18 protein-coding genes are annotated in these 21,471 nt (G+C 68.6%); 5 read left to right on the top strand and 13 right to left on the bottom strand.

Annotated elements, in window-relative coordinates; all coding sequences use genetic code 11:
• On the bottom strand, positions 1 to 1,242 hold a 1,242-nt coding region (locus B2J86_RS15560), incomplete at its 3' end, for a DEAD/DEAH box helicase (protein WP_173026051.1).
• 248 nt (positions 1,243 to 1,490) lie between these two features.
• Here B2J86_RS15560 and ettA point away from each other — a divergent pair.
• Both ettA and B2J86_RS15570 read left to right on the top strand, forming a co-directional pair.
• Positions 1,491 to 3,152: an energy-dependent translational throttle protein EttA gene (gene ettA / locus B2J86_RS15565; RefSeq protein ID WP_169169421.1), complete on the top strand. Its 1,662-nt coding sequence runs from the start codon at positions 1,491 to 1,493 to the stop codon at positions 3,150 to 3,152.
• A gap of 61 nt (positions 3,153 to 3,213) precedes the next feature.
• Positions 3,214 to 5,454: a DUF1631 family protein gene (locus B2J86_RS15570; protein WP_254068150.1), complete on the top strand. Its 2,241-nt coding sequence runs from the start codon at positions 3,214 to 3,216 to the stop codon at positions 5,452 to 5,454.
• A gap of 11 nt (positions 5,455 to 5,465) precedes the next feature.
• Here B2J86_RS15570 and B2J86_RS15575 read toward each other — a convergent pair whose 3' ends face one another.
• Entirely contained in the window at positions 5,466 to 6,788 is a 1,323-nt protein-coding gene (locus B2J86_RS15575; RefSeq protein ID WP_169169419.1) for a TAXI family TRAP transporter solute-binding subunit, read from the bottom strand.
• Between the two features lie 11 nt (positions 6,789 to 6,799).
• Positions 6,800 to 7,804: a P1 family peptidase gene (locus tag B2J86_RS15580; protein ID WP_169169418.1), complete on the bottom strand. Its 1,005-nt coding sequence runs from the start codon at positions 7,802 to 7,804 to the stop codon at positions 6,800 to 6,802.
• 312 nt (positions 7,805 to 8,116) lie between these two features.
• Between B2J86_RS15580 and B2J86_RS15585 the strand changes: the two genes are divergently transcribed.
• Positions 8,117 to 8,959 (top strand): MetQ/NlpA family ABC transporter substrate-binding protein, encoded by an 843-nt coding sequence (locus B2J86_RS15585; protein ID WP_169169417.1) that lies wholly within the window; start codon positions 8,117 to 8,119, stop codon positions 8,957 to 8,959.
• 461 nt (positions 8,960 to 9,420) lie between these two features.
• On the opposite strand, the gene B2J86_RS15590 is transcribed toward B2J86_RS15585, so the two are convergent.
• The 10 genes from B2J86_RS15590 to B2J86_RS15635 form a co-directional block, all read right to left on the bottom strand.
• Positions 9,421 to 11,817, bottom strand: coding sequence for a copper-translocating P-type ATPase (locus B2J86_RS15590; RefSeq protein ID WP_173026053.1), 2,397 nt, complete (start codon positions 11,815 to 11,817; stop codon positions 9,421 to 9,423).
• A gap of 36 nt (positions 11,818 to 11,853) precedes the next feature.
• Positions 11,854 to 12,291, bottom strand: coding sequence for a copper-binding protein (locus B2J86_RS15595; protein WP_173026054.1), 438 nt, complete (start codon positions 12,289 to 12,291; stop codon positions 11,854 to 11,856).
• Positions 12,288 to 12,818 carry a DUF411 domain-containing protein gene (locus B2J86_RS15600; protein WP_169169414.1) on the bottom strand — a complete coding sequence of 177 codons (531 nt, stop codon included), beginning with the start codon at positions 12,816 to 12,818 and terminating at the stop codon, positions 12,288 to 12,290. Before B2J86_RS15600 ends, B2J86_RS15595 begins: the two co-directional genes overlap by 4 nt.
• A 43-nt stretch (positions 12,819 to 12,861) precedes the next feature.
• Complete coding sequence (locus B2J86_RS15605; RefSeq protein WP_254068158.1) at positions 12,862 to 13,362, bottom strand: cupredoxin domain-containing protein; 501 nt, start codon at positions 13,360 to 13,362, stop codon at positions 12,862 to 12,864.
• A gap of 23 nt (positions 13,363 to 13,385) precedes the next feature.
• The gene (locus tag B2J86_RS15610) at positions 13,386 to 14,768 is read right to left on the bottom strand and encodes a multicopper oxidase family protein (RefSeq protein WP_173026056.1); all 1,383 of its coding nucleotides are present in this window, start codon (positions 14,766 to 14,768) and stop codon (positions 13,386 to 13,388) included.
• A gap of 1 nt (position 14,769) precedes the next feature.
• The gene (locus B2J86_RS15615) at positions 14,770 to 16,194 is read right to left on the bottom strand and encodes a TolC family protein (protein WP_173026057.1); all 1,425 of its coding nucleotides are present in this window, start codon (positions 16,192 to 16,194) and stop codon (positions 14,770 to 14,772) included.
• A complete protein-coding gene (locus tag B2J86_RS15620; RefSeq protein ID WP_173026058.1) occupies positions 16,191 to 16,520 on the bottom strand; it encodes a hypothetical protein in 330 nt (109 codons plus the stop codon). Before B2J86_RS15620 ends, B2J86_RS15615 begins: the two co-directional genes overlap by 4 nt.
• 98 nt (positions 16,521 to 16,618) lie before the next feature.
• Positions 16,619 to 17,026 carry a hypothetical protein gene (locus B2J86_RS15625; protein ID WP_169636248.1) on the bottom strand — a complete coding sequence of 136 codons (408 nt, stop codon included), beginning with the start codon at positions 17,024 to 17,026 and terminating at the stop codon, positions 16,619 to 16,621.
• Between the two features lie 59 nt (positions 17,027 to 17,085).
• On the bottom strand, positions 17,086 to 17,718 hold the full coding sequence (locus B2J86_RS15630; protein ID WP_173026059.1) for a YitT family protein: 633 nt from the start codon (positions 17,716 to 17,718) through the stop codon (positions 17,086 to 17,088).
• Positions 17,719 to 17,886: 168 nt separating this feature from the next.
• Positions 17,887 to 19,974 (bottom strand): cation-translocating P-type ATPase, encoded by a 2,088-nt coding sequence (locus B2J86_RS15635; protein WP_173026060.1) that lies wholly within the window; start codon positions 19,972 to 19,974, stop codon positions 17,887 to 17,889.
• An 88-nt stretch (positions 19,975 to 20,062) separates the two neighbouring features.
• Here B2J86_RS15635 and B2J86_RS15640 point away from each other — a divergent pair, with 88 nt between their 5' ends.
• Both B2J86_RS15640 and B2J86_RS15645 read left to right on the top strand, forming a co-directional pair.
• Entirely contained in the window at positions 20,063 to 20,545 is a 483-nt protein-coding gene (locus B2J86_RS15640) for a Cd(II)/Pb(II)-responsive transcriptional regulator (protein ID WP_169169407.1), read from the top strand.
• A gap of 103 nt (positions 20,546 to 20,648) precedes the next feature.
• The gene (locus B2J86_RS15645; protein WP_169169424.1) at positions 20,649 to 21,449 is read left to right on the top strand and encodes an ABC transporter permease; all 801 of its coding nucleotides are present in this window, start codon (positions 20,649 to 20,651) and stop codon (positions 21,447 to 21,449) included.
• Positions 21,450 to 21,471: the final 22 nt, after the last annotated feature.

Raw genomic sequence — 21,471 nt, forward strand, 5'->3', positions numbered from 1 at the left:
CTTGGCTGCGGCCTGCATCACGTCGCGGCTCGGCGGTTTGCCGGCACCGCCCCAGATGGTCTGGCGGCCCATGGCGATGGGCTCGGCCTTCTCGCCCTCGTCGGGGCCGAAGCCGTCGATGACCTGCACCGGAATCGTTTGCTTGGTGAAGCGTTCGATGTCCATCATGAAGCCTTCCTCGTCCATGCAGACCAGGCTCACGGCCTCGCCGCTGGCGCCCGCGCGGCCGGTGCGGCCGATGCGGTGCACGTAGTCTTCGGAGACGTTGGGGATTTCGTAGTTGACGACGTGTGGCAGCTCGTCGATGTCGATGCCGCGCGCGGCAATGTCGGTGGCCACCAGGGCGCGCACGTCGCCGCTCTTGAAGCCGGCCAGCGCCTGCGTGCGGGCGCTCTGGCTCTTGTTGCCGTGCAGCGCCATGGCGCTGACGCCGTTCTTGGTCAGGAATTCGGCCACGTTGTTGGCGCCGAACTTGGTGCGCGTGAACACCAGCACCTGGCTCCAGTTGTGCTCCTGGATGATGTGCAGCAGCACCTGCTTTTTCTTGCCGCGGCCTACCGGGTGGATCACCTGGGTGATGCGTTGCACCGTGGTGTTGCTGGGCGTGACCTGGATGCTCTGCGGGTTCTTGAGCAGGGTCGCGGCCAGGTCGCGGATCTCGTCGCTGAAGGTGGCCGAGAACAGCAGGCTCTGCTTGTCCTTGGGCACCAGCGCGAGGATCTTTTTCACGTCGTGGATGAAGCCCATGTCGAGCATGCGGTCGGCTTCGTCGAGCACCAGCACTTCCACGGTGGACAGGTCCAGGAAACCCTGCTGCTGCAGGTCGAGCAGGCGGCCGGGCGTGGCCACCAGGATGTCCACGCCGCGCTTGATGCGGTCGATCTGCGGGTTCATGCCCACGCCGCCGAACACCACGGTGGAGTTCAGGTCGAGGTATTTGCCGTACTGTCGCACCGACTCTTCCACCTGTGCGGCGAGTTCACGCGTGGGCGTCAGCACCAGGGCGCGCACGCCCTTGCCGCCAAACTTGCTCTTTGGGGCTGCTTCGAGCGACAGGCGGTGCAGCAGCGGCAGCGTGAAGGCGGCCGTCTTGCCGGTGCCGGTCTGGGCGCCAGCCAGCAGGTCTTGGCCGGCCAGCACGGCCGGAATGGCCTGTGCCTGGATGGGCGTGGGGTGTTCATAGCCTTGCTCGCGCACGGCTTTCATGATGGCTGGGGCCAGGTTCAGTTCGTCAAATGTCATGTAAGAAACGCGTCCATCCGGGCGCTGGGTATCGGCCTGTCGGGGCAGCCCGTGTGGGGTTGCCGAGCCAGTGTCAGGCTGATCTGGTTCAAATGAGGGAGCCCGCAATGAAGGTTTGCATCGTCCCCAGCAGAGAGCTGTATTGCGCACAACTGGAGTGCGCAACAGCGGTTATTGTCGCATGAGTCGATAATCGGGGTTTGTTTGCAGAATCCTCTGCCTTCTTTTTGCAGGTGTGACTACTTCCGATGGCCCAATACGTTTATTCCATGAACCGTGTCAGCAAGACCGTGCCGCCCAAGCGGCAGCTCTTGAAAGACATTTCGCTCTCGTTTTTTCCTGGCGCCAAGATTGGCGTGCTGGGCCTGAACGGCTCGGGCAAGTCCACCTTGCTCAAGATCATGGCCGGGGTCGACAAGGAGTTCGAGGGCGAAGCGCTGCCGATGCCGGGGCTGACCATTGGCTATCTGGAGCAGGAACCCAAGCTCAATGACGAGCACACGGTGCGCGAATCGGTCGAAGAGTCGATGGGCGCGGTCTTTGCCGCCAAGGCACGCCTGGAAGAGGTCTACATCGCCTACGGCGCCGAAGACGCCGACTTTGACGCGCTGGCTGCCGAACAGGCCCAGCTTGAAGCCATCATTGCCACCGCCGGCACCGACTCTGAGCACCAGCTCGAAATCGCGGCCGATGCACTGCGCCTGCCGCCGTGGGACGCCAAGATCGGCCTGCTTTCCGGTGGCGAGAAGCGCCGCGTGGCACTGTGCCGTCTGCTGTTGTCCAAGCCCGACATGCTGCTGCTCGACGAGCCCACCAACCACCTGGACGCCGAGTCGGTCGAGTGGCTGGAAGTGTTCCTCAAGCGCTTTACCGGCACCGTGGTGGCCATCACCCACGACCGCTACTTCCTCGACAACGCCGCCGAGTGGATACTGGAGATGGACCGCGGTCGCGGCATTCCATGGAAGGGCAATTACAGCACCTGGCTGGAGCAGAAGGGCGACCGCCTGGCACAGGAGCAAAAGAGCGAAGAGGCCCACGCCAAGGCCCTGAAGAAGGAACTTGAATGGTCGCGCCAGAACCCCAAGGCGCGCCAGGCCAAGAGCAAATCGCGCCTGGCCCGCTTTGAAGAGCTGAGCGACTTCGAATACCAGAAGCGCAACGAAACGCAGGAAATCTTCATCCCTGTGGCCGATCGCCTGGGCAACCAGGTGTTCGAGTTCAAGAACGTCAGCAAGTCGTTTGGCGACCGCATGCTGATCGACAACCTGAGTTTCAACATTCCGGCCGGCGCCATCGTCGGCATCATCGGTCCGAACGGTGCCGGCAAGTCGACGCTGTTCAAGCTGCTGGCTGGCAAGGAGCAGCCCGACAGTGGTGAGGTCATCGTCGGCTCGACCGTGAACATGGCCTTTGTCGACCAGCACCGCGACGTGCTGGCCAACGAAAAGACCGTCTGGGAAGATGTCTCGGGCGGGCTCGACATCCTCAACGTCGGCAAGTTCCAGATGGCCAGCCGCGCGTACTGCGGACGATTCAACTTCAACGGCGCCGACCAGCAGAAAAAGGTCGGCATGCTCTCGGGCGGCGAGCGCGGGCGCCTGCACCTGGCCAAGACCTTGATTGCCGGTGGCAACGTGCTGCTGCTGGACGAGCCGTCCAACGACCTGGACGTGGAAACCCTGCGTGCCCTGGAAGATGCGCTGCTGGAATTTGCCGGTAGCGTGCTGGTCATCAGCCACGACCGCTGGTTCCTCGACCGCATCGCCACGCACATCCTGGCCGCCGAGGGCGACAGCCAGTGGACATTCTTCGACGGCAACTACCAGGAATACGAAGCCGACAAGAAAAAGCGCCTGGGCGAAGAGGGGGCTCGGCCGCACCGCATGCGGTTCAAGGCGCTCAAGTAGCATCGGCGATCCAACGCCACCCGCCGGGGATCGCTTCGCCATGCCAGTGCCTCCATCCCGCTTGAGAACGGTCTTTCGGGCCTGTGTCGTCACCGCCGTGCGCGAGGGCGAGGCGGTGATGGCGCAACTCATCGAGGCCACGCGTGGGGCGTTGGCCGGCCAGGAATCGGGCACGCGCGGCATTGCGCAGCGCAACCTGGCCAGCGACGCGCTGCGCCTGCTGGGCCAGCACGAGGCTGCGCTGCTCAAGGCCTATCCGATGGCCTTGCTGGAAGTTTTTGCCGAAGGGCCTGCTGCCGCGCGGCCCCGGCAGACCGACCCTACCGGCATGGATTTTGGCGAACTGGCCCTGGTGGACGACGCCGAGGTCCAGGCCCAGGTCGAGCTCTCGCGCGCGCAGCAGCGGGCGCTGCATGCCACCGATGCGGCGCTGGCAGAACTCAACGCCCTCGTCAGCGCCGCCCAGGGCCTGCAGCGCGTGCAGCCCGAGCGCAACCCCTTGCGCCCGGAAAACTACATCCGTGCGCTGCAACGGGTGGTGACCGAGACCGGTGCGCCCGCGCCGGTGCGGGACCTGTGGATGCAGCATTTGGGCGAGTTGCTCGGGCCACAGCTCGTCGGCGCCTACCAACGCGCTGCCCAGGCGCTGCGCGGGCAGGGCGTCGAGCCCGTGGGCTACGGCGTGGCGCTTGTGCCCGGCGTGCGTTCGGGGTATTCGGGCTACGCGAGTGCCTATGCCGACAGTGGCCACCACAGCCAGGGCATGGCATACGGGGCACCGTCGGGATACGCGCGCGGTGGGGAGGGCGCCGGCTGGATGGGCGACCCCGCAGTGGGGACGTTGACCGCAGAGACCGAAGAGGCCTGGCTCACCGTAGGCATCCTGCGCCAGTTGTTGGCCGGCGGCGATCCGTACGCTGCGCTGCACGGCAGCGCATATGCAGTGGAGGCACCGACCCCAGGGCTGCACCCCGCATGGGCCGAGCCCCAGGTAGCAGGAGTCCCAACGCACACTGAACGGGCCGGTGGCCCGCTGCCAGCGGCTGCGGCCGAGGCCTTGCACGACATGGCGCAGCTGGAGCGGCTGGTCGGGCGCTTGGCCCAGGGCGCCCCCCTGTCTGGCGCGCGGCCCCTGGGGGCTGCGCTGGGCAGCCAGAATATTTCTTCTGGCAGTTCCATCGATTCCCCAGGGCGCGCCGCCGAGGTGGTTGCGCGCATGGTCGAGAACCTGGCGCAGGATGCGCGCCTGCTGCCAGCCGTGCAGCGTGCCGTGCAAAGCCTGGAGCCGGCGATCCGCAAGCTGGTGCGGCACGACCCCCGTTTCTTTTCCGACAGCCTGCACCCCGCACGCCGCCTGCTCGATGAGTTGACGCAGCGCAGCCTGGCATTCGCCTCACCGGAGGCGCCCGGCTTTGCTGGCTTCATGCGCACCGTCCATGAACGGGTGGAGCCGTTGTGCCGCCTCGAGGTCGTCAACGCCGCCTCCTTCGAGTCCGGGCTCGGCGCGTTGCAAGCCGCCTGGGATGCGCAGGCGCACGAACTCCAGGCGCGGCACGAGGGAGAGGCGCAGCAGCGGTGGCAGGCGCAGCAGCGCGAAGCGCTGGTGGGGCGGATCGCCGCCGACATCCGCACGCTGTCCGGTGCCGAACAGGTCCCTGCCGATGTCTTGGACTTCGTGGCCGGACCGTGGGCGGATGTGGTGGCGCTGGCACAGTTGGAGGGGCCTGAGGCTGCCGATGGCGATCCGGGGGGCTACCTCGCGTTGGTGCCCGAACTTTTCTGGAGCGCCCAGCCCGCGCTGGCGTGCACCGATCCCGCGCGGTTGATTGAGGCCATGCCGCACCTGGTGGCCACGCTGCGCACCGGACTGCAGTCGATCGGGCACCCCGAAGACCTGGCCCGCGCCTTTCTGGAGCGCTTGACCGGTCTGCACCAAAGGGCGCTGGCCGCTGTTGAGACCATGCCGTCTGTGCCCGCGCAGCACGCTGCAGAGCCCGTGCCCCCGAAGACGGCCACCGCGCCGGCGCCGCCCGAAGTGGAGGTCGAGTTCACTGTGGGCACCTGGGTGGAGCTGCTCAGCAACCGCCGCACGGTGCGCACGCAACTGACCTGGACCAGTCCGCAGCACACGCTGTTCCTGTTCACGGCCCCGGACGGAAGCACCCAGTCGATGACGCGGCGCATGCGTGACAAGCTGGCGGCGCAAGGGGCCCTGCGCGTGGTCCCTGCGCCCCCGATGGCGCGTGCCACTGAGGGAGGTGCGGCCTCAGCGCCCGTGCGCAAGCCGCCCCACAGCCGCTGACGCGGCCCGGCTCACGCCGGAGGAAGCCGCTGGCGCACCAGCTGGATGTGGTTGCGCAGCGCATACAGCTCGTCGGCATATGACAGCGGCACGCTCACTTTTTCCACCTGCGCTTCGAGCTGGTCCAGCGCCTGCGACAGCGCCGCCATGGGCAGCTGGCCCGATTCCATGTCGGTTTCGATCTCGCGCAGCCGCCCGTACCAACGGAACACGCGCGAGCGCACGCGAAACTGGTAGAGCGGCGGCACGATGCGCGAGAGCGGCAGCAGGGCGGCGAGCAAGATGCCCAGTACCAGCCACATGCGCTCGATCAGGTTGGCGATCCAGAACGGCAGGTAGCGCTGCAGCAGCGGCACCGGCTCGTTGATCGCGCGGTCGGCCTCGGGGGCCATCGGCAGCTCGCTGAGGCGCGTGTTCGGAAACTCGCGGGCCCGGTTGAACCAGCCGGCCCCGCTGTGCAGCGCCTGGCCGGCCTGGGCAAACAGCTGCAGCAGGGCCGGGTGCGTGCCGCCCTGCGCCAGCAGCGCGGTGGTGGACGCCACCAACCTCACGTCGGCGGGCGGCACATCGCCCGCCAGGTCGACCACGCCGCGCGGCAGCGTGACGGGGCTCAGGAACGCAAAGCGGCGGCCATAGGCTTCGTGCTGCGGAAAGTCCATCAGTTGCACGCCGGGCGTTTGCAGCAGCATCTGCACCATCGGTGCCTCGGGCGCCGAGGCAAACACCAGCACATCGAGCTTGCCGGCGAGGAAACCCACCGTGGCCGGCGTCTGCCCGAGCTGCGAGAGCCGGAGGTCGGTGGGCGCGATGCGGTTGGCAGCGAGCAGTTTTTCGACCAGCGTGGGCACACCGCTGCCGGCCGTTCCGACGTTCACGCGCAGGCCGCGCAGCTGGGGCAGGGCGTCCAGGCGCCCCGAGCGGTTGCGCTGGCGCGCGGCGTCCTCGCGGTAGAACAGCCACAGCGGCTCGACGAACAGGCTGCCCAGCGAGGACAGCCCTTCCCGGTCGCTGGCCTGCAGCTCGGCCGTGCCGCCTTGCACGAAGGCCAGGTCCGCGCGGCCCTCGCGCAGCAGCTGCAGGTTGGCCGACGAGCCTTCGCTGGGCAGCAGCACGACGCGGATGCCATCGGCCGCCAGCGCCTTCTGGTAGCGCTTGCCAAACTCTTCATAGGCACTTTGCGCCGGGCCGGTCGCCAGCGTCACCTGCTTGGGCGGCGTGGGCTTGAGCCACGCATAGGCCAGCGCCAGCAGGCCGACGGCGAGAAAGGCGAGGGGGCCGGCGGAGATCAGCAGGTCGCGCAGCGACAGCAGCGTGTTGCGAAAGGCCTGGGGCATGGGCTGGGCCTTCAGGCCAGATCGGCCATGCAGGGCAGGTGCAGGCCTTCGTGCGTCGTGAGGCTCCGCGCGGCCTGCACCGCGCGCAGCGTGGCGCGCGCCGTCGCCTCGGCGGCCATGGTGGCCAGCACCAGCATGCCGGGGTGATGCGCCGCTCGGCCGGTGGCCAGGGCGAACAGCGTGTCACCGTCGCTCATGGTGTGTACGGGATTGATGCTGCGCGCCAGCCCGTCATGACCGGCCATGGCCAGGCGCTGGGCCTGCACCTTGGAGAGCAGTGCATTTGTGGCGATCACGCCAATGGTGGTATTGCTGCCGGCCAGTATCGGATGGGGCGGCTCGCCGCGCAGCAGGGCGCGGCGCGTGTCGCGCAGCGCCAGTCCATCCACCGTGCGGGCTCCCGCCAGGGGCAGGCCAGTATCCGGGTCGACCACGTCGCCCACGGCATTGCAGGCGATGAGGGCGCCCACGGTCACATCGCCCACGCGCACCGACGCGGTGCCCAGTCCGCCCTTCATGGCGTGCTGCATGCCGAACATCTTGCCCACTACCGCCCCGGCGCCTGCGCCCACATTGCCCTCGACCGGCGGCTGCCGCGTGGCGGCGGCGCAGGCAGCGTAGCCAGCGGCCGCATCCGGACGGATGGTCATGTCGCCCACATGCAGGTCGAACAGCACGGCAGCGGGCACCAGCGGCAGGCGGCCCACGCCCACGTCCAGACCCACACCCTGCTCTTCCAGCCAGCGCATGGCGCCTGTGGCGGCGTCGAGACCCCAGGCGCTACCGCCGGCCAGCATGATCGCATGCACGCTGCTCACCAGGTTGCCGGGTGCCAGCAGATCGGTCTCGCGCGTGCCGGGTGCGGCGCCGCGCACGTCCACGCCGGCGACGGCACCCTCGCGTGCGATGACCACGCTGCAGCCGGTGGGGCGGCGCGCGTCGGTGTGGTGGCCGACCTCGATTCCGTCCACATCGGTGATCGCGCCGACCGACGGGTTGTGTGTGTCAAATGGCATAACGCGTCCATTATCCAGGGCGTGGCAGGGCGGCCTGTGGCAGCAGCTGTCACAAGTTTTCAGATGGGCGGTGAGCAGGGATTCGTCGCGACATGGCTTAAATAAATGAAATCACATAAGCATTCGTTTTTATATTTGTTGTGTGTATGAGGTGTTCTTTTCATACTACGTCCCGTTGGTACCGCAAGAGCTGGCGCCGCACCGTACGCGTCGACATGTACCCCGTGGCCAGCCAGCTGCAGAGGGGGCGTGCCGCCGATTCACATTCACAGAGAACGCAGGTGCCAGTTGTGCACCCGGAGATAGACACCCATGACCGATCGCTTCAAGACCCGCCGCTCCGTGCTGGCCATGGCCGCTTCCATCGCAGCCATCACCGCAACCTCATTCGGTTTGCCAGCAACGGCCATCGCCCAGGACGCTGGCAAGCAGCAGATCGTGATTGGCGGCACCGCCGGCTCCAACATCGACCAGCTGCAGGCCGGCATCGTGCCGCTGCTGCAGAAAAAGGGCTACAAGGTCAAGCTGGTCGAATTCAACGACTATGTGCAGCCCAACCTGGCACTGGCCGATGGCTCGCTGGATGCCAATTTCTTCCAGCACGAGGTGTACTTCAACCAGTTCAAGGGCGATCGCAAGCTGGATCTGTCGGCGCTGGTGCAGGGCCCCATCGCACCGATGGGCGTGTACTCCAAGCAACGCAAGAGCCTGGCCGAGTTGAAGGAGGGGGACCGTGTGGCCCTGCCCAACGACCCCAGCAACCTGGCGCGTGGCATCTTGCTGCTGCAGCAGGCGGGGCTGGTGAAGCTCAAAGAGGGTGTGAACCCGCTGCGCGTGTCGGAACTGGACCTGGCCTTTAACCCCAAGAAAATCAAGCTGGTGCCGCTGGACGCAGCCCACCTGCCCCGCGCGCTGGACGACACGCAGTTCGCCATCATCAATGGCAACTTCGCCATTTCCTCCGGTCTGAAGCTGCAGGAAGCTGTGTTGCTGGAAAAGACCCCCGAGCACTACCTGAACATCGCTGCCGTGAAGACCAAGGACAGGAACACGCAGTGGGCCAAGGATCTGGAGGCTGCCTTCCGTTCGCAGGAATTCAAGGCCGTGGTGGACACCAAGTTCGCGGGCTATGCCAAGCCCGGCTTCCTGCAGTAAACGTCATCGACACCAGCACCCCTTTTGCGTCAGGTATCACGCAGCCCAGGCGGCGTGATCCCGGGCCATGCATCTCTCCCCGGTGTGCTGCAGCAGCTTTCGCGGCAAAAGAGCCAGGCACGCGTTTCTGGCTCTATTTGCAGCCACGCTTTATCGGTGCGTTTGGGCATCGCCGCGCTGGCAAGGCGCACCAAAGTTACTGGCGCCGGATTGCCCTCGGCGGGTGATTGCAGGGTGCCAACAGATCGGTTTCGCTTGTCCCGGTTGTCGCGCCGCACATGTCCATGGCGCCCTCGAACGCCATGACAACACGGCAGTCCGTGGGATGGCGGTGCTCAGTGAAAGTGGCCGACCTCAATGCCCGCCACGCGGGTGCTGCTGCCGGGGGCGCCGGCGGGAGAAGGTGCATGCATGGCGGGCGATTGCGGCGCCGGGATCCCGTGGCCCGGCGCGCTCGCCATTCAGAGCTTGCTGTTGCGCAGCCGCAAGGCGTTGCTGATCACTGAGACCGAGCTCAGGCTCATCGCCAGCGCCGCAATCATGGGCGACAGCAGCCAGCCGGTGAATGGGTACAGCAGGCCCGCCGCCAGCGGGATGCCCAGCGCGTTGTAGGCGAAGGCGAAGGCCAGGTTCTGCTTCATGTTGCCCACGGTGGCCACCGATAGCGCGCGTGCCGTGGCGATGCCGCGCAGGTCGCCCTTGACGAGGGTGACCTGCGCGCTGTTCATGGCCACATCGGTGCCGGTACCCATGGCGATGCCGACATCGGCGCGCGCCAGCGCAGGCGCGTCGTTGATGCCGTCGCCGACCATGGCAACGTTGCGGCCTTCTTTCTGCAGGCGCTCGACCAGTGCCAGCTTGTCGGCCGGTTTGACCTCGCCATGCACCTCGTCAATGCCCAGCCGCTGGCCCACAGCGCGCGCAGTGGTCAGCCCGTCGCCCGTGGCCATCACCACGCGCAGGCCGGCGGCGCGCAGGCTGGCCAGGGCTTCGGGCGTGCTGGCCTTGACGGGGTCGGACACCGCCAGCAGGCCGGCCAGTCGGCCGTTTACCGCCAGGTGCATCACGCTGGCGCCCTGGCTGCGCAAGGCCTCGGCCTGCGTGGCCAGCGGTGCCACGTCCACGCCGGTTTGCTGCATTAGCACCGTGTTGCCCAGCGCCAGTGCCTGCCCGGCGACGTTGCCGCGCACGCCGATGCCGGAGGCGGAGTCGAACTGCTCGGCTGCGGTCAGCGCCAGGCCACGCTCACGCGCCGCATTGACGATGGCCGCCGCCAGCGGGTGTTCGCTGCCCTGGTCCAGGCTGGCGGCCAGGCGCAGCACGTCGTCGTCCGCAAAGCCCGCTGCGGCCACCGCGCGCTCGAAGGCCGGCCGGCCTTCGGTCAGGGTGCCGGTCTTGTCGACGATGAGGGTGTCGATCTGGCGCAGGTTCTCGATGGCCGCCGCATCACGGAACAGTACACCGCGGGTGGCGCCGCGACCGGTGGCGACCATGATCGACATGGGCGTGGCCAGGCCCAGCGCGCAGGGGCAGGCGATGATGAGCACCGCCACGGCATTGATCAGGCCATACACCCAGCTCGGCTGCGGGCCGAATAGCCCCCAGCCGAAAAACGTCAACAGCGCCGCTGCCACCACCGCCACCACAAAGTAGCCGGCCACGGTGTCGGCCATGCGCTGCATGGGTGCACGCGAACGCTGGGCCTGCGCCACCATCTGCACGATCTGCGACAGCACGGTGGCCGAGCCGACATGCTCCGAGCGCATGACCAGCGCGCCGCTGGTGTTGAGCGTCGCGCCGATGAGCTTGTCGCCCACGCGCTTGGTCACCGGCAACGGCTCGCCGGTCAGCATGGATTCATCGAGCGCGCTGCTGCCTTCCTCGACCACGCCGTCTACCGGCACCTTCTCGCCGGGGCGCACGCGCAGCCGGTCGCCCACATGCACATGGGCCAGCGGAATGTCTTCTTCGCTGCCATCGGGCGCGATGCGGCGCGCCGTCTTGGGCGCCAGGCCGAGCAGCGACTTGATGGCGGCCGAGGTCTGCGAGCGCGCCTTCAGCTCCAGGATCTGCCCCAGCAAGGTCAGCGAGATGATCACCGCTGCCGCCTCGAAATACACCGCCACCCGCCCCATGGAGATGAACGAGTCGGGGAACACCTGGGGCGCCACCGTGGCCACCACGCTGTAGGCAAAGGCCGCGCTGGTACCCAGGCCGATCAGCGTCCACATGTTGGGGCTGCGGTTCACCACCGACTGCACACCGCGCACCAGAAACGGCCAGCCGGCCCACAGCGCAATCGGCAGCGTAAGTACCAGCTCGATCCAGCTTTGCACGGCCATGTCGAACCAGCCCAGCCGGTGGCCGAACATCGCCAGAAAGGTGACCACCAAGGTGAGCGGCAGCGTCCACCAGAAGCGGCGCTGAAAGTCCACCAGTTCGGGATTTTCTTCCTCGGTCAGTTCGGGAATCAGCGGCTCCAGCGTCATGCCGCACTTGGGGCAATTGCCGGGGTGGTCCTGCCGGATCTCCGGGTGCATGGGGCAGGTGTAGACCGCGTGGTCGCCGGCTGGAGCGTTCACTGGTGCTGCTCCAGATGCGTGCTCGGGCACAGGCGGGGCGTGACCCGGTTCATGTGGATGTGCATGTGCATGCCCCTGCCCGGAGCCTTCCGGCTGCAGTGTCATATGGCATTGAGGGCAATGGCCGGGGTGGTCTTGCCGCACCTCCGGGTGCATGGGGCAGGTGTAGATGTTGCCGGGGATCGTCGGGGCCTGCGCCGACGGGTGCTGTGGGCCGTGGCCATGGTGCGAAGGGCCATGTGGGTGGCCTGGGGTGGCTGCATTGGGCGGGTTCATGCGGGACTTTCTGGCTGGATGTGCCGGTGGGTGTCCTTAGCGTGCGGCTTCCATGCGGGTGATGAAGTACCCGCCACTTTGCCGTTCGACGTGGAAGCGCACCTTGTCGCCGGGCTGGAACGACGCAAGCATGCTGGCGTCGTTCACGCGGAACACCATGGTCATGGGCGGCATGCCGAGGTTCTTGATTTCGCCGTGGCGCAGTGTGACCTTGAGCGTGCGTGGGTCCCAGCGGGTGATTTCGCCTTCGCTCAGCTCACTCTGGTCTGCAGACGCGCTGCTCTGTGCGCGCTGTGGGGCCGGCGCAGGAGGGGCCGGCGCAGGAGGGGCCGGCGCAGGAGGGGCCGGCGCAGGAGGGGCCGCGGCGGAGTGGTGGCTGTCGTGGTCGTCCGCCGAGGCTGGGGCCTGCGCCAGGGCTGGGCCCAGCGCGCCGGCCAGCAGCAGGGCGATGAGGGCAGGGGCGAGTGCTTTCATGACGCGGCCTTCTGGTTGTAGCTCTTGAAGACGCGGGTGCTGCCATCGCGCGCGACCAGCAGCACATCGTAGGGGTCGCGGCGGTTGCCGTACACCGCGCCGTCCATGCCGGGCGAGCCCACGGGCATGCCGGGGACGGCCAGGCCGAGCGCCTTGGGCTTTTGCTGCAGCAGGGCGCGCACGTCGCTGGCGGGCACATGGCCCTCGAGCAGGTAGCCGCCGACCAGCGCGGTGTGGCAGGAGCCGAGTTTTTGCGGCAGGCCCAGGCGGCTGCGCACGGCGTTGTTGCCGGTGTCGTGCACGGTGACCTTGAAGCCATTGGCCTGCATATGCTCCACCCAGTCTTTGCAGCAGCCGCAGCTGGGGTCTTTCCAGACCTCGACGGCGGTGGAGGTGCCGGTGGCCGCGCGCACCAGGCGCGGCGCGGCCAGGGCTGCGGCCAGCAGGGGAAGGGTCGTGAGCAGGCGGCGGCGGGCGAGGCCGCTGTGCGGGGCTGCCAGGGTGGTGAAAGCGTGGGGTGTCTGCATGGTGGTGTCCTTGGGTGAATAGCGTGGATGGGGGATGTGCGGGTCAGCGGGCGCGGGGCCGCACGGTGATGGTTCCGGTCATGCCAGCCTGGTAATGGCCTTCGATAAGGCAGGCGAAGTCGAAATTGCCGGGGCGGTTGAACTGCCAGACGATGTCCCCCTGCTTGCCGGGGGCCACGTGCGCCATCGAGGGCGCGTCGTGCTCCATGCCGGGGTGCTTGCGCATCATCTCGGCGTGGACGTCGAGGTCGGCCTGGGTGCCGAGCACGATCTCGTGCATCAGTCGGCCCTGGTTCTCGACGCGCAGGCGCACGGTGTCGCCCTCGCGCACTTCGATGTGGTTGGGCTCAAAGCGCATGGCGTCGGTCATGCGCAGCGTGATGGTGCGCTGCACGGCAGCAGCGTCGCCGGCAATGCCCCAGGCGGTTTGCTCTTCGGCGGGCTCGGCCGCGTGGGCTGGGGCATGGGTTGCGCCTTCATGGCCAAAAGTGGCTCCAGCGCTTACCAGTAAAGCGCAAGAAGCTATGAATTTAATAGTTTTCAGGGTTTCTCCTGGAACAAAAATCGTCAATGGGAATGGGTGCCGGCGGTGGGTTTGCGCACCGTGGTGGCGCCGGGGGCGGTGGCTGCGGGTTGGCTGCGCGGGGCTTCGGGCAGCTGCGCGGGTGCGCCCTGCCATTCATAGGGCTGCGTGCCCGGCGGGTGCTGAAAATCGCCCGGATCGCGGTAGTCGTCCGCAGCCAGCCCCTTGCGCACCTTGAGCGCGGTGAACATGCCGCCCATCTCCAGCGGGCTAAAGGGGCCGGTGCCGGTCATCATCGGGAAGGTGTTGTCGGGCAGGGGCATTTCCATGGCACCCATGTCGGCCATGCCGCGCTCGCCCATCACCATGTAGTCGGGCACGATTTTCTGGATTTTGCCGACCAGGCCGCGGTGGTCCACGCCGATCATGGTGGGCACGGCGTGGCCCATGGCGCCCATGGTGTGGTGGCTCTTGTGGCAGTGCAGCGCCCAGTCGCCCAGTTCGTCGGCAATCAGCTCGACTTGCCGCATCTGGCCCACGGCCACGTCGGTGGTCACTTCGGGCCAGCGCGCGCTTTGGGGCACGGGGCCGCCGTCGGTGCCCGTCACCTCGAACTCGTGGCCATGGATGTGGATGGGGTGGTTGGTCATGGTCAGGTTGCCCACGCGGATGCGCACCCGCTCGCCCTGGCGCGCCACCAGCGGGCTGATCGCGGGGAACACCCGGCTGTTGAAGGTCCAGGTGTTGAAGTCCGTCATGGTGTTGACCTTGGGCGTCAGGCTGCCGGGCTCCACATCGTAGGCAGACAGCAGGAAGGCATAGTCACGCTGCACTTCGGCGATCAGCGGATGCTTGCCCTTGGGGTGCGTGATCCACAAGCCCATCATGCCCATGGCCAGTTGCACCATCTCGTCGGCATGCGGGTGGTACATGAAGGTGCCTGGGCGGCGCGCCGTGAACTCGTAGACGAAGGTCTTGCCCGGCGGAATGTGCGGCTGGGTCAGCCCCGCCACGCCGTCCATGCCGTTGGGCAGGCGCTGGCCGTGCCAGTGCACGCTGGTGTGCTCGGGCAGGCGGTTGGTGACGAAGATGCGCACCCGGTCGCCTTCGACCACCTCGATGGTCGGGCCCGGGCTCTGCCCGTTGTAGCCCCACATGTTGACCATGAAGCCGGGCGCCACCTCGCGCACCACGGGCTCGGCCACCAGGTGGAATTCCTTGACGTTCTGGTGCATGCGCCAGGGTGCCGTCCAGCCGTTCAGGGTGACCACGGGGTGGTAGGGCCGGCCGGTGTGCGGCACCAAGGGTGGGGCGGTGTCGGCGCTGGACTGGAGGGCGGGCTCGGGCAGCGCGGCCAGGGCCACGCGGCTGACGGAGGCAGCGGCCACGGCGGCGGCTGCGCCGGAAAAGAAATTGCGGCGGTTCATGTCAGTGGCCTTGTGGGGATGAAGTGGCAGCAGCGCCGGATGTCAAACCTTGCAAGGCGCCCGGCGATGTGCCGGTAAGCGCGAGCTGCAGATCGGTCTCGGCCAGCCAGAAGTCGCGCTGGGCCTCGATGGCGTTGGCCACGGCTTGCGTGCTGGCGCGCGCCTCGGCCAACAGCTCCCACACGCTGGCCAGCATGCCGTTGTAGCGCAGGGTGGTCTCGTCGGTGATGAGCTGGCGCAGCGGCACCACCTCGCCCTGCTGCTGGCGCGCCAGATCGAGCGCGGTGCGGTAAGTGAGCCAGGTGGCGCGCACCTCGCTGCGGGCGCGCACGGCGGTGTCTTGCAGTTGGGCGGCGCTTTGCTCCACCTGGGCCTGGGCGCGGGTGCGTGCGGCGCCGCCCCAGTCAAACAGGGGCAGGGGCAGGTCCAGCTCCCAGCCGCGCTTTACGTCGCGCTCGCCCGTCGCTCTTTCGGTGATGGTGTTGCGGCTGTAGGCCAGGCCAATATCGCCAAACACGGCGCCCGCGCGGCTCCAGCCTTGGCGGGTGGCCTGGGTGTCGAGCGCGCGGCGCGCGGCCTGCACATCGAGCCGTTCACGCAGCGCGCTGGCTTCAATATCGTCGGCGGGTAATGCGGTCGCGGGCAGCGGCGGGAGCTGTTCTGCCAGCCGGTACTGCGCTTGCAGCCCCCATACGCCCATGCGGCGGTTGAGCTGTTCGCGCTCGGTGGCGGCGGCCAGGCGGGCGCGGGCCAGCTGGGCGCTGGCCTCTTGCAGCACGGCCTGTTCGCGCGCCTGCTGCAGGCGGCTCCAGTTGCCCACGCGCACCATGCGGCGGGCCAACTCGGCGCCGGCTTCGGCGGCTCCGACCATGCGCTCGTGCGTGGCAGCCACCTGCTCGGCGGCGACGGCGCGCAGCCAGGCGCGGCGAGTGTCAGCGGCCAACGCCACCACCCCTTGCGCGGCCTGCAGCGTGGCGATCTGCACATGCTCTGCCTGCCGCGCGGTGCGCCAGGGCAGCGTGATGAGGTCCAGCAGACTGAAGGCCAGCGTGCGTTCGATTTCGCGCTCGTGACTGTTGGTGAAGCGTCCCAGCGTCAGGTGCGGATTGGGCAGCGTGAGGGCCTGCACGCGCTCGGCATCGGCGATGCCCAACGCGGCCAGCCGGGCTTGCAGGCCCGGGTTGTTGAGCAGCGCAATGCGCACGGCCACGTCCTGCGTGAGGGGCTGGGCCAGCCAGCCCCGGATGGCGTCTTGCGCTTGCGCGCGCGCGGTGGGGTCGGACGAGGGCAAGGCGACCTCGGTGCCCCCGGTGCGGCTGCCGGCCAGGGCCTGGACTTCGCCGCGCAAGCCATCGGGCGAAACGCTGGCGCAACCGGCCAAGAGTGCCGCAGACGCCAGCAGCGCGAGGCGGTGAAAAGCGCTCATGGTTGCCTCTCCCCAGCGTGTTGCGGGTGCATGGGCGGGGCGCCCGCTGCGGCCTGCGTTGCCTCCCAGACCAGGATGTCGGCGTGGCCGCGCGGGAAGGCGCCTACCGCTTCGTTGGCTGCGCGCCAGGCCTGGGGGGCGGAGTCCTGCGCTTGAACTCGCAAGGGACTGATACCCCGGTAGTTAATGGGGGCCGTGGGTGCGGCGGGGTTGGCCGCGTCCGCCAGGGCATGGGTTGGCAGGCTTTGTGCCAGCGCGAGCCACGGCACCAGCAGGGCCAGGCCGGCAAGCCGGCGGGGCGGAAAAAACGGTAAAGGGGCGCGCATGGCGATCTCCGGACAACGAACAAGGCATTGCGCTGCGACCTGCCAAGCGCCGCAGGGGCGCTTTCAGGCTATTGCAGACGCACTTCGGGCGTCGGAGATCAGAGGATGGGTGGCTTGACGGCGAGCGCGGCCTGCGCGCTGGCGAACGGGGCGGTGGCGGTGGGATGCACTTCGCTCGAAGCGTGGGTGGGCGGCGCCGCCAGGGTGGGCGGCGCCAGCAGGGCCGAGTGGCAGATATCGCAAACTGAGCAGGCGGGGCTGTGCGCGAGGACGTCGCAGCCATGGCATGCGGCCTGCGCTGTGCTGTCACGGGGATCGCTTGCGCCGGCATGCAAAACGGCGTGCGCTGGGACGGTGGGGGCGGCGCTTTGCGCCAGTGCATGCCCCACATGCACCGTTGGGCTGGTGGCCGGCAGTGCCGGCACCATCCCCGCCGCCATGGCGGTGCCCATAAGACCCCGAAGGACCAGTAGGAGCATCAAGGCGAGGGAAAGAAAGCGGCGCATGGGCTAATGATAAGGCGGCGTCTGCAAAGGTTCCACGGCGCGCAGGGGAGATGCACGGGTCATACCGCCATGTAGCGGCCGGGCCGGTGGTTCATGGCCAGCACCAGGTTCAGGGCCACGGCGCCGGCCACCGACCAGGCCACGCGCACGGGCTCCACCGTCCACAGCGCCAGCAGCACGATGCAGCAGTCGACGCCCATCTGCGCCTTGCCGGCGCGCCATCCGTAGCGGTTTTGCAGGTACAGCGCCAGGATGCCCACGCCGCCCAGGCTGCAGCGGTGGCGGAACAGCACCAGAAAGCCGGTGCCCGTGATCAGCCCGCCGGTGATGGCGGCATAGAGCGGCTGCAGCTCGGCAAAGCGCAAGAAATGCGCCTGCAGCTCGGTCACCACCGACAGCAGCAGCACGGCCACAAAGGTCTTGAGCGTGAACGCGCGGCCCATCTTGCGCAGCGCCAGCCAATAGAACGGCAGGTTGATGGCAAAGAAAATCTTGCCAAAGCCGATGCCCGTGGCGTAGTGCAGCAAAAACGCCAGCCCCGCGGTGCCGCCCGTCAGCAGCCCGGCACTGGTGTAGAAGGCCACGCCGACCGAGATCAGCAGCACGCCGGTGAACACCGCCACGGCGTCTTCGGTGGGGCTGTGCGCGGTGGTCTGGGCCATGGAGGTAGTTGGGGTGGTGGGCGTCGTCATGGGCAGCGGGGCAGGCAGCGGGCGGCTGCGCGGGGGATTGCACCATGGCGCCGAGACTGCGCCTTGAGGCACATCAAGGCGCGCGCGCAGGCGACCGCGTTGTTGCTCTTGAATTGATAGCTTCAGGCGATTGTCCCATAAGCGATGGATGTCTTTTTCATTCGAAACTTACGCTGCCGTGCGCTCGGGCCGCAGCATGCGCAGGCCGTTGGCCACCACGAGGAGGCTGGCGCCCATGTCGGCGAACACCGCCATCCACATCGTTGCCTGCCCGGCCAGCGCCAGGGCCAGGAACACCAGCTTGATGCCCAGCGCGAACGCGATGTTTTGCCGCAGCACGGCGTGCGTGCGGCGCGACAGGCGCACCGTCTCGGCCACGCGGCGCAGGTCGTCCTTCATGAGGATGACATCGGCGGTCTCCATCGCCACGTCGGTGCCGGCGCCACCCATGGCAAAGCCGAGGTCGGCCTGGGCCAGGGCCAGCGCGTCGTTGATGCCGTCGCCGGCCATGGCCGTCATGCCGTATTGCTGCTGCAACGCGGCGATGGCGGCCAGCTTGTGCTCGGGCAGCAGGCTGGCCTGCACGTGCTCGATGCCGGCCGCGCGCGCGGCGGCGTGCGCTGCCGCCGCATGGTCGCCGGTGAGCATGGCAGGCACGATGCCGAGCGCGCGCAGTTCGGCCACGGCCTGCACGGTCTGCGGCCGCAGGGTGTCGGCCACGGCAAACAGCGCGCGCACGGCCGTGGCGTCGGCCAGCAGCGTGACACTGCGGCCCTCGGTCTCGTGCGCGCTGGCGGCGGCCTCGGCGGCGGCGCTCCACAGGCCACGCTCCTCCATCAGCCGCCGGTTGCCCAGCTGCCAGAGGCTGCCAGCGATCTGTGCCTGCACGCCGCGGCCCGGCAGGGCGGTGAAGCCGTGGACCTCGGGCAGCAAGATGGGCGAGGGCAGACCGGCCGCGATGGCCTGCGAGACCGGGTGGTCGGAGCGCCCCGCCAGCGCAGCGGCCACGGCGCTGGGGTCTGCGGCGCCCCCGCCAAAGAACTGGTGCCCGACCAGCACCGGGCGCCCGGTGGTCACGGTGCCGGTCTTGTCGAAGGCCACCGCGCGGATGCCGCGCGCCTGCTCGAGCCGCGCGCCGCCCTTGATGAGGATGCCGCGCCGCGCCGCCGCCGCCAGCCCGCTGACCACGGTGACGGGCGTGGACAGCACCAGCGCGCACGGGCAGGCAATCACCAGCAGCACCAGCGCGCGGTAAATCGCGTCCAGCCAGCTCCAGCCCAGCAGCAGCGGCGCGCCCACGGCGACCCCGGCAGCCAGCGCAAAGATGGCCGGCGTGTAGCGGGCAGCAAAGCGGTCGACCAGTCGTTGCGTCGGCGCGCGCGCGGCCTGGGCCTGCTCGACAGCGTGGACGATGCGGTCGAGCGTGGTGTGGCCGGCGGCGGCCGTCACACGCAGCTCCAGCTCGGACTGGGCATTGAGCGTGCCGGCAAACAGCGGGTCGCCGGGGGCCTTGTCCACGGCCAGGCTCTCGCCCGTCACGCTGGACTCGTCGACTGCGCTGCGCCCGCGCACCACGGTGCCGTCCAGCGGGACGCGCCCGCCGGGGCGCACGCGCACCGTGCTGCCCACGGCCACCTGCACGGCCGGCACGCTGCGCCACTGGCCATCGGGCCCTTGCATTTCGGCCTGGTCGGGGCTGAGCGCCAGCAGCGCGCCGATGGCGTGGCGCGCGCGGCCCACGGCGCGCTCTTCGATGCGCTCGGCCAGCGCGTACAGCGCCATCACCATGGCGGCTTCGGGCCACTGGCCGATGGCAAAGGCGCCGGTCACGGCCACCGCCATCAGCGCGCTGATGCCCAGCTGCCCGCGCCAGAGCGAGCGCACGCCGCTCTGGTACACGCCCAGGCCGGCGAGCAGGATGGCCGCCGCCGCCAGCGCCATGCCGGCGCCGTGCCACAGCGGTGTGTCGGGACCGACCAGGTGCAGCAGCTCGGCGCCGGTGGCAGCCAGCAGGGCAGCGCCGATGCGGCCCCAGCCGGGCAGGGCGCTGTGGTCGTGGCCGCCGTGGCTGCTGTGGCCGTGCGCGCCCTGCGGCGCGGTGGCGCCGGAACTGCACGCGGCGGCCCTGTCGCTCGGGCAGCACGAGAGGTCGATGCGCGCTCCGGTGGCGCTGCCCGTTGGGTGGCTGTGCGCCTGGCCATGGGGGTGCGCATGGCGATCGGCGCCGGGTGCGGGTGCGGCGGTGGGGTTCTGCATGGATTTCCTCTGTCTTTCTTCGGTGGCGGGCGGATTCCGATCCGCCATGCCATGATTGGAATCCTTGAAGCCACTTGAAGGTCAAGCCATGTCCGCACAAGTCCCTGCCGCGCTGGCCGATACCGCGCGCTGGCGCATCGGCGAGGCGGCGCGCCGCTCGGGCGTGTCGGCGGCCAACATGCGCTACTACGAAAAGGAAGGGCTGCTCAGCCCGGGCAGCCGCGAGGACAATCGCTACCGCCTCTACAGCGAGGCCGACGTGCACCGGCTGCGCTTCATCCGCCTGTGCCGGGCCATGGACATGTCGCTCGACGAAGTGCGCACGCTGCTGGCGCTGAGCCGCGACGCGCCGGCCGACGCCCACGTCGCCTGCCACACGCTCGACGAGCACCTGGCCCACGTGCGCACGCGCCTGCAGGAGCTGGAGGTGCTCGAGCACGACCTGCGCGCGCTGCGCAGCCGCTGCGATGGCGCCGACGCGCACTGCCGCACCCTCGACGCGCTGCACGCGCAGGCCGATGCCCAGGCCGGGGGCCTGCCGGGCGGTGCCGCGCCCAAACGCCATGTGTGAAGGCCGGGATCGGCAAGGCCATTCACTATGAAAACAATAGCTGTCAGCGTATGACAGGCAAGCGCAGGGGCCGGTTTTCATGGATATTCAGTATGATGCGCCCATGCTGACCCGCCTGCCCGCCCTCTCCCTGCCCGAGCGCCTGTGGCGCGCCGCGCAGCGCTGGGCGCTGGCCTGGGCGCGCATCGTCTACCTGGGCGCCGTGGTGCTGGTGATGGTGCTGTCGCCGTCGAGCTATGGGCGCGCGTCGCGCCGCACGCTGGCGCGCCACCTCTACACGGACACCGCGCCGGTGCTGATGGGCTTCACGGTGCTGGCGGCGCTGCTGTGCGTGGTCGTCACGCGCATCGTGGTGGTGGCGGCGCTGAGCTATGGGCTCTCGCGCTACGCGATGGAAATGCTGATCCGCGTGCTGGTGCTCGAGCTCATCCCGCTCACGGCCACGCTGTTCGTGGCCATGCGCTGCACCATTCCGAGCGGCTCGCAACTGGCACTGCTGCGCCAGTCGGGCCACTTTGCCGCGTTGCGCCGCGCCGGCGGCGACCCGATGCGCACCGAACTGCTGCCACGCGTGGTGGCAGGCGTGTTTGCCAGCATCACGCTGGCCGCGCTGTCGTGCGTGGTGGCGCTGGTCATGGTGTACCTCAGCGTCTATGGTTTCAACGCCGCCGGCCTGCCGAGCTACACGCGCGTCTTTGGCCAGGTGTTTACGCCCGCGGTCACGCTGGTGTTCACGCTCAAGACGCTGTTTTCGAGCATGGCGGTGGCGCTGATCCCCATGACCGCCGGCATGTACGACAGCGGCCAGGGTGCACAGCCCGACTCCGAACTGGGCGGCCTGGCGCGCATGTTTGCGGTGCTGCTGCTGATCGAGCTGGGCTCGCTGATGGGCAACTACTATTGAAAGGGAGGGCACCCATGCCCCT

The organism is Acidovorax sp. SRB_14 (assembly GCF_012932145.1).
Taxonomy (GTDB): Bacteria; Pseudomonadota; Gammaproteobacteria; order Burkholderiales; family Burkholderiaceae_C; genus Simplicispira.

What these genes read in the sequence shown, in the direction of transcription:
- ettA (WP_169169421.1), top strand. Translation starts at nt 1,491, where the DNA reads ATGGCCCAATACGTTTATTCCATGAACCGTGTCAGCAAGACCGTGCCG.
- B2J86_RS15640 (WP_169169407.1), top strand. Translation starts at nt 20,063, where the DNA reads ATGTCCGCACAAGTCCCTGCCGCGCTGGCCGATACCGCGCGCTGGCGC.
- B2J86_RS15590 (WP_173026053.1), bottom strand. Translation starts at nt 11,817, where the DNA reads ATGAACCCGCCCAATGCAGCCACCCCAGGCCACCCACATGGCCCTTCG.
- B2J86_RS15635 (WP_173026060.1), bottom strand. Translation starts at nt 19,974, where the DNA reads ATGCAGAACCCCACCGCCGCACCCGCACCCGGCGCCGATCGCCATGCG.
- B2J86_RS15615 (WP_173026057.1), bottom strand. Translation starts at nt 16,194, where the DNA reads ATGAGCGCTTTTCACCGCCTCGCGCTGCTGGCGTCTGCGGCACTCTTG.
- B2J86_RS15620 (WP_173026058.1), bottom strand. Translation starts at nt 16,520, where the DNA reads ATGCGCGCCCCTTTACCGTTTTTTCCGCCCCGCCGGCTTGCCGGCCTG.
- B2J86_RS15645 (WP_169169424.1), top strand. Translation starts at nt 20,649, where the DNA reads ATGCTGACCCGCCTGCCCGCCCTCTCCCTGCCCGAGCGCCTGTGGCGC.
- B2J86_RS15595 (WP_173026054.1), bottom strand. Translation starts at nt 12,291, where the DNA reads ATGAAAGCACTCGCCCCTGCCCTCATCGCCCTGCTGCTGGCCGGCGCG.
- B2J86_RS15600 (WP_169169414.1), bottom strand. Translation starts at nt 12,818, where the DNA reads ATGCAGACACCCCACGCTTTCACCACCCTGGCAGCCCCGCACAGCGGC.
- B2J86_RS15575 (WP_169169419.1), bottom strand. Translation starts at nt 6,788, where the DNA reads ATGCCCCAGGCCTTTCGCAACACGCTGCTGTCGCTGCGCGACCTGCTG.
- B2J86_RS15585 (WP_169169417.1), top strand. Translation starts at nt 8,117, where the DNA reads ATGACCGATCGCTTCAAGACCCGCCGCTCCGTGCTGGCCATGGCCGCT.
- B2J86_RS15625 (WP_169636248.1), bottom strand. Translation starts at nt 17,026, where the DNA reads ATGCGCCGCTTTCTTTCCCTCGCCTTGATGCTCCTACTGGTCCTTCGG.
- B2J86_RS15580 (WP_169169418.1), bottom strand. Translation starts at nt 7,804, where the DNA reads ATGCCATTTGACACACACAACCCGTCGGTCGGCGCGATCACCGATGTG.
- B2J86_RS15610 (WP_173026056.1), bottom strand. Translation starts at nt 14,768, where the DNA reads ATGAACCGCCGCAATTTCTTTTCCGGCGCAGCCGCCGCCGTGGCCGCT.
- B2J86_RS15630 (WP_173026059.1), bottom strand. Translation starts at nt 17,718, where the DNA reads ATGACGACGCCCACCACCCCAACTACCTCCATGGCCCAGACCACCGCG.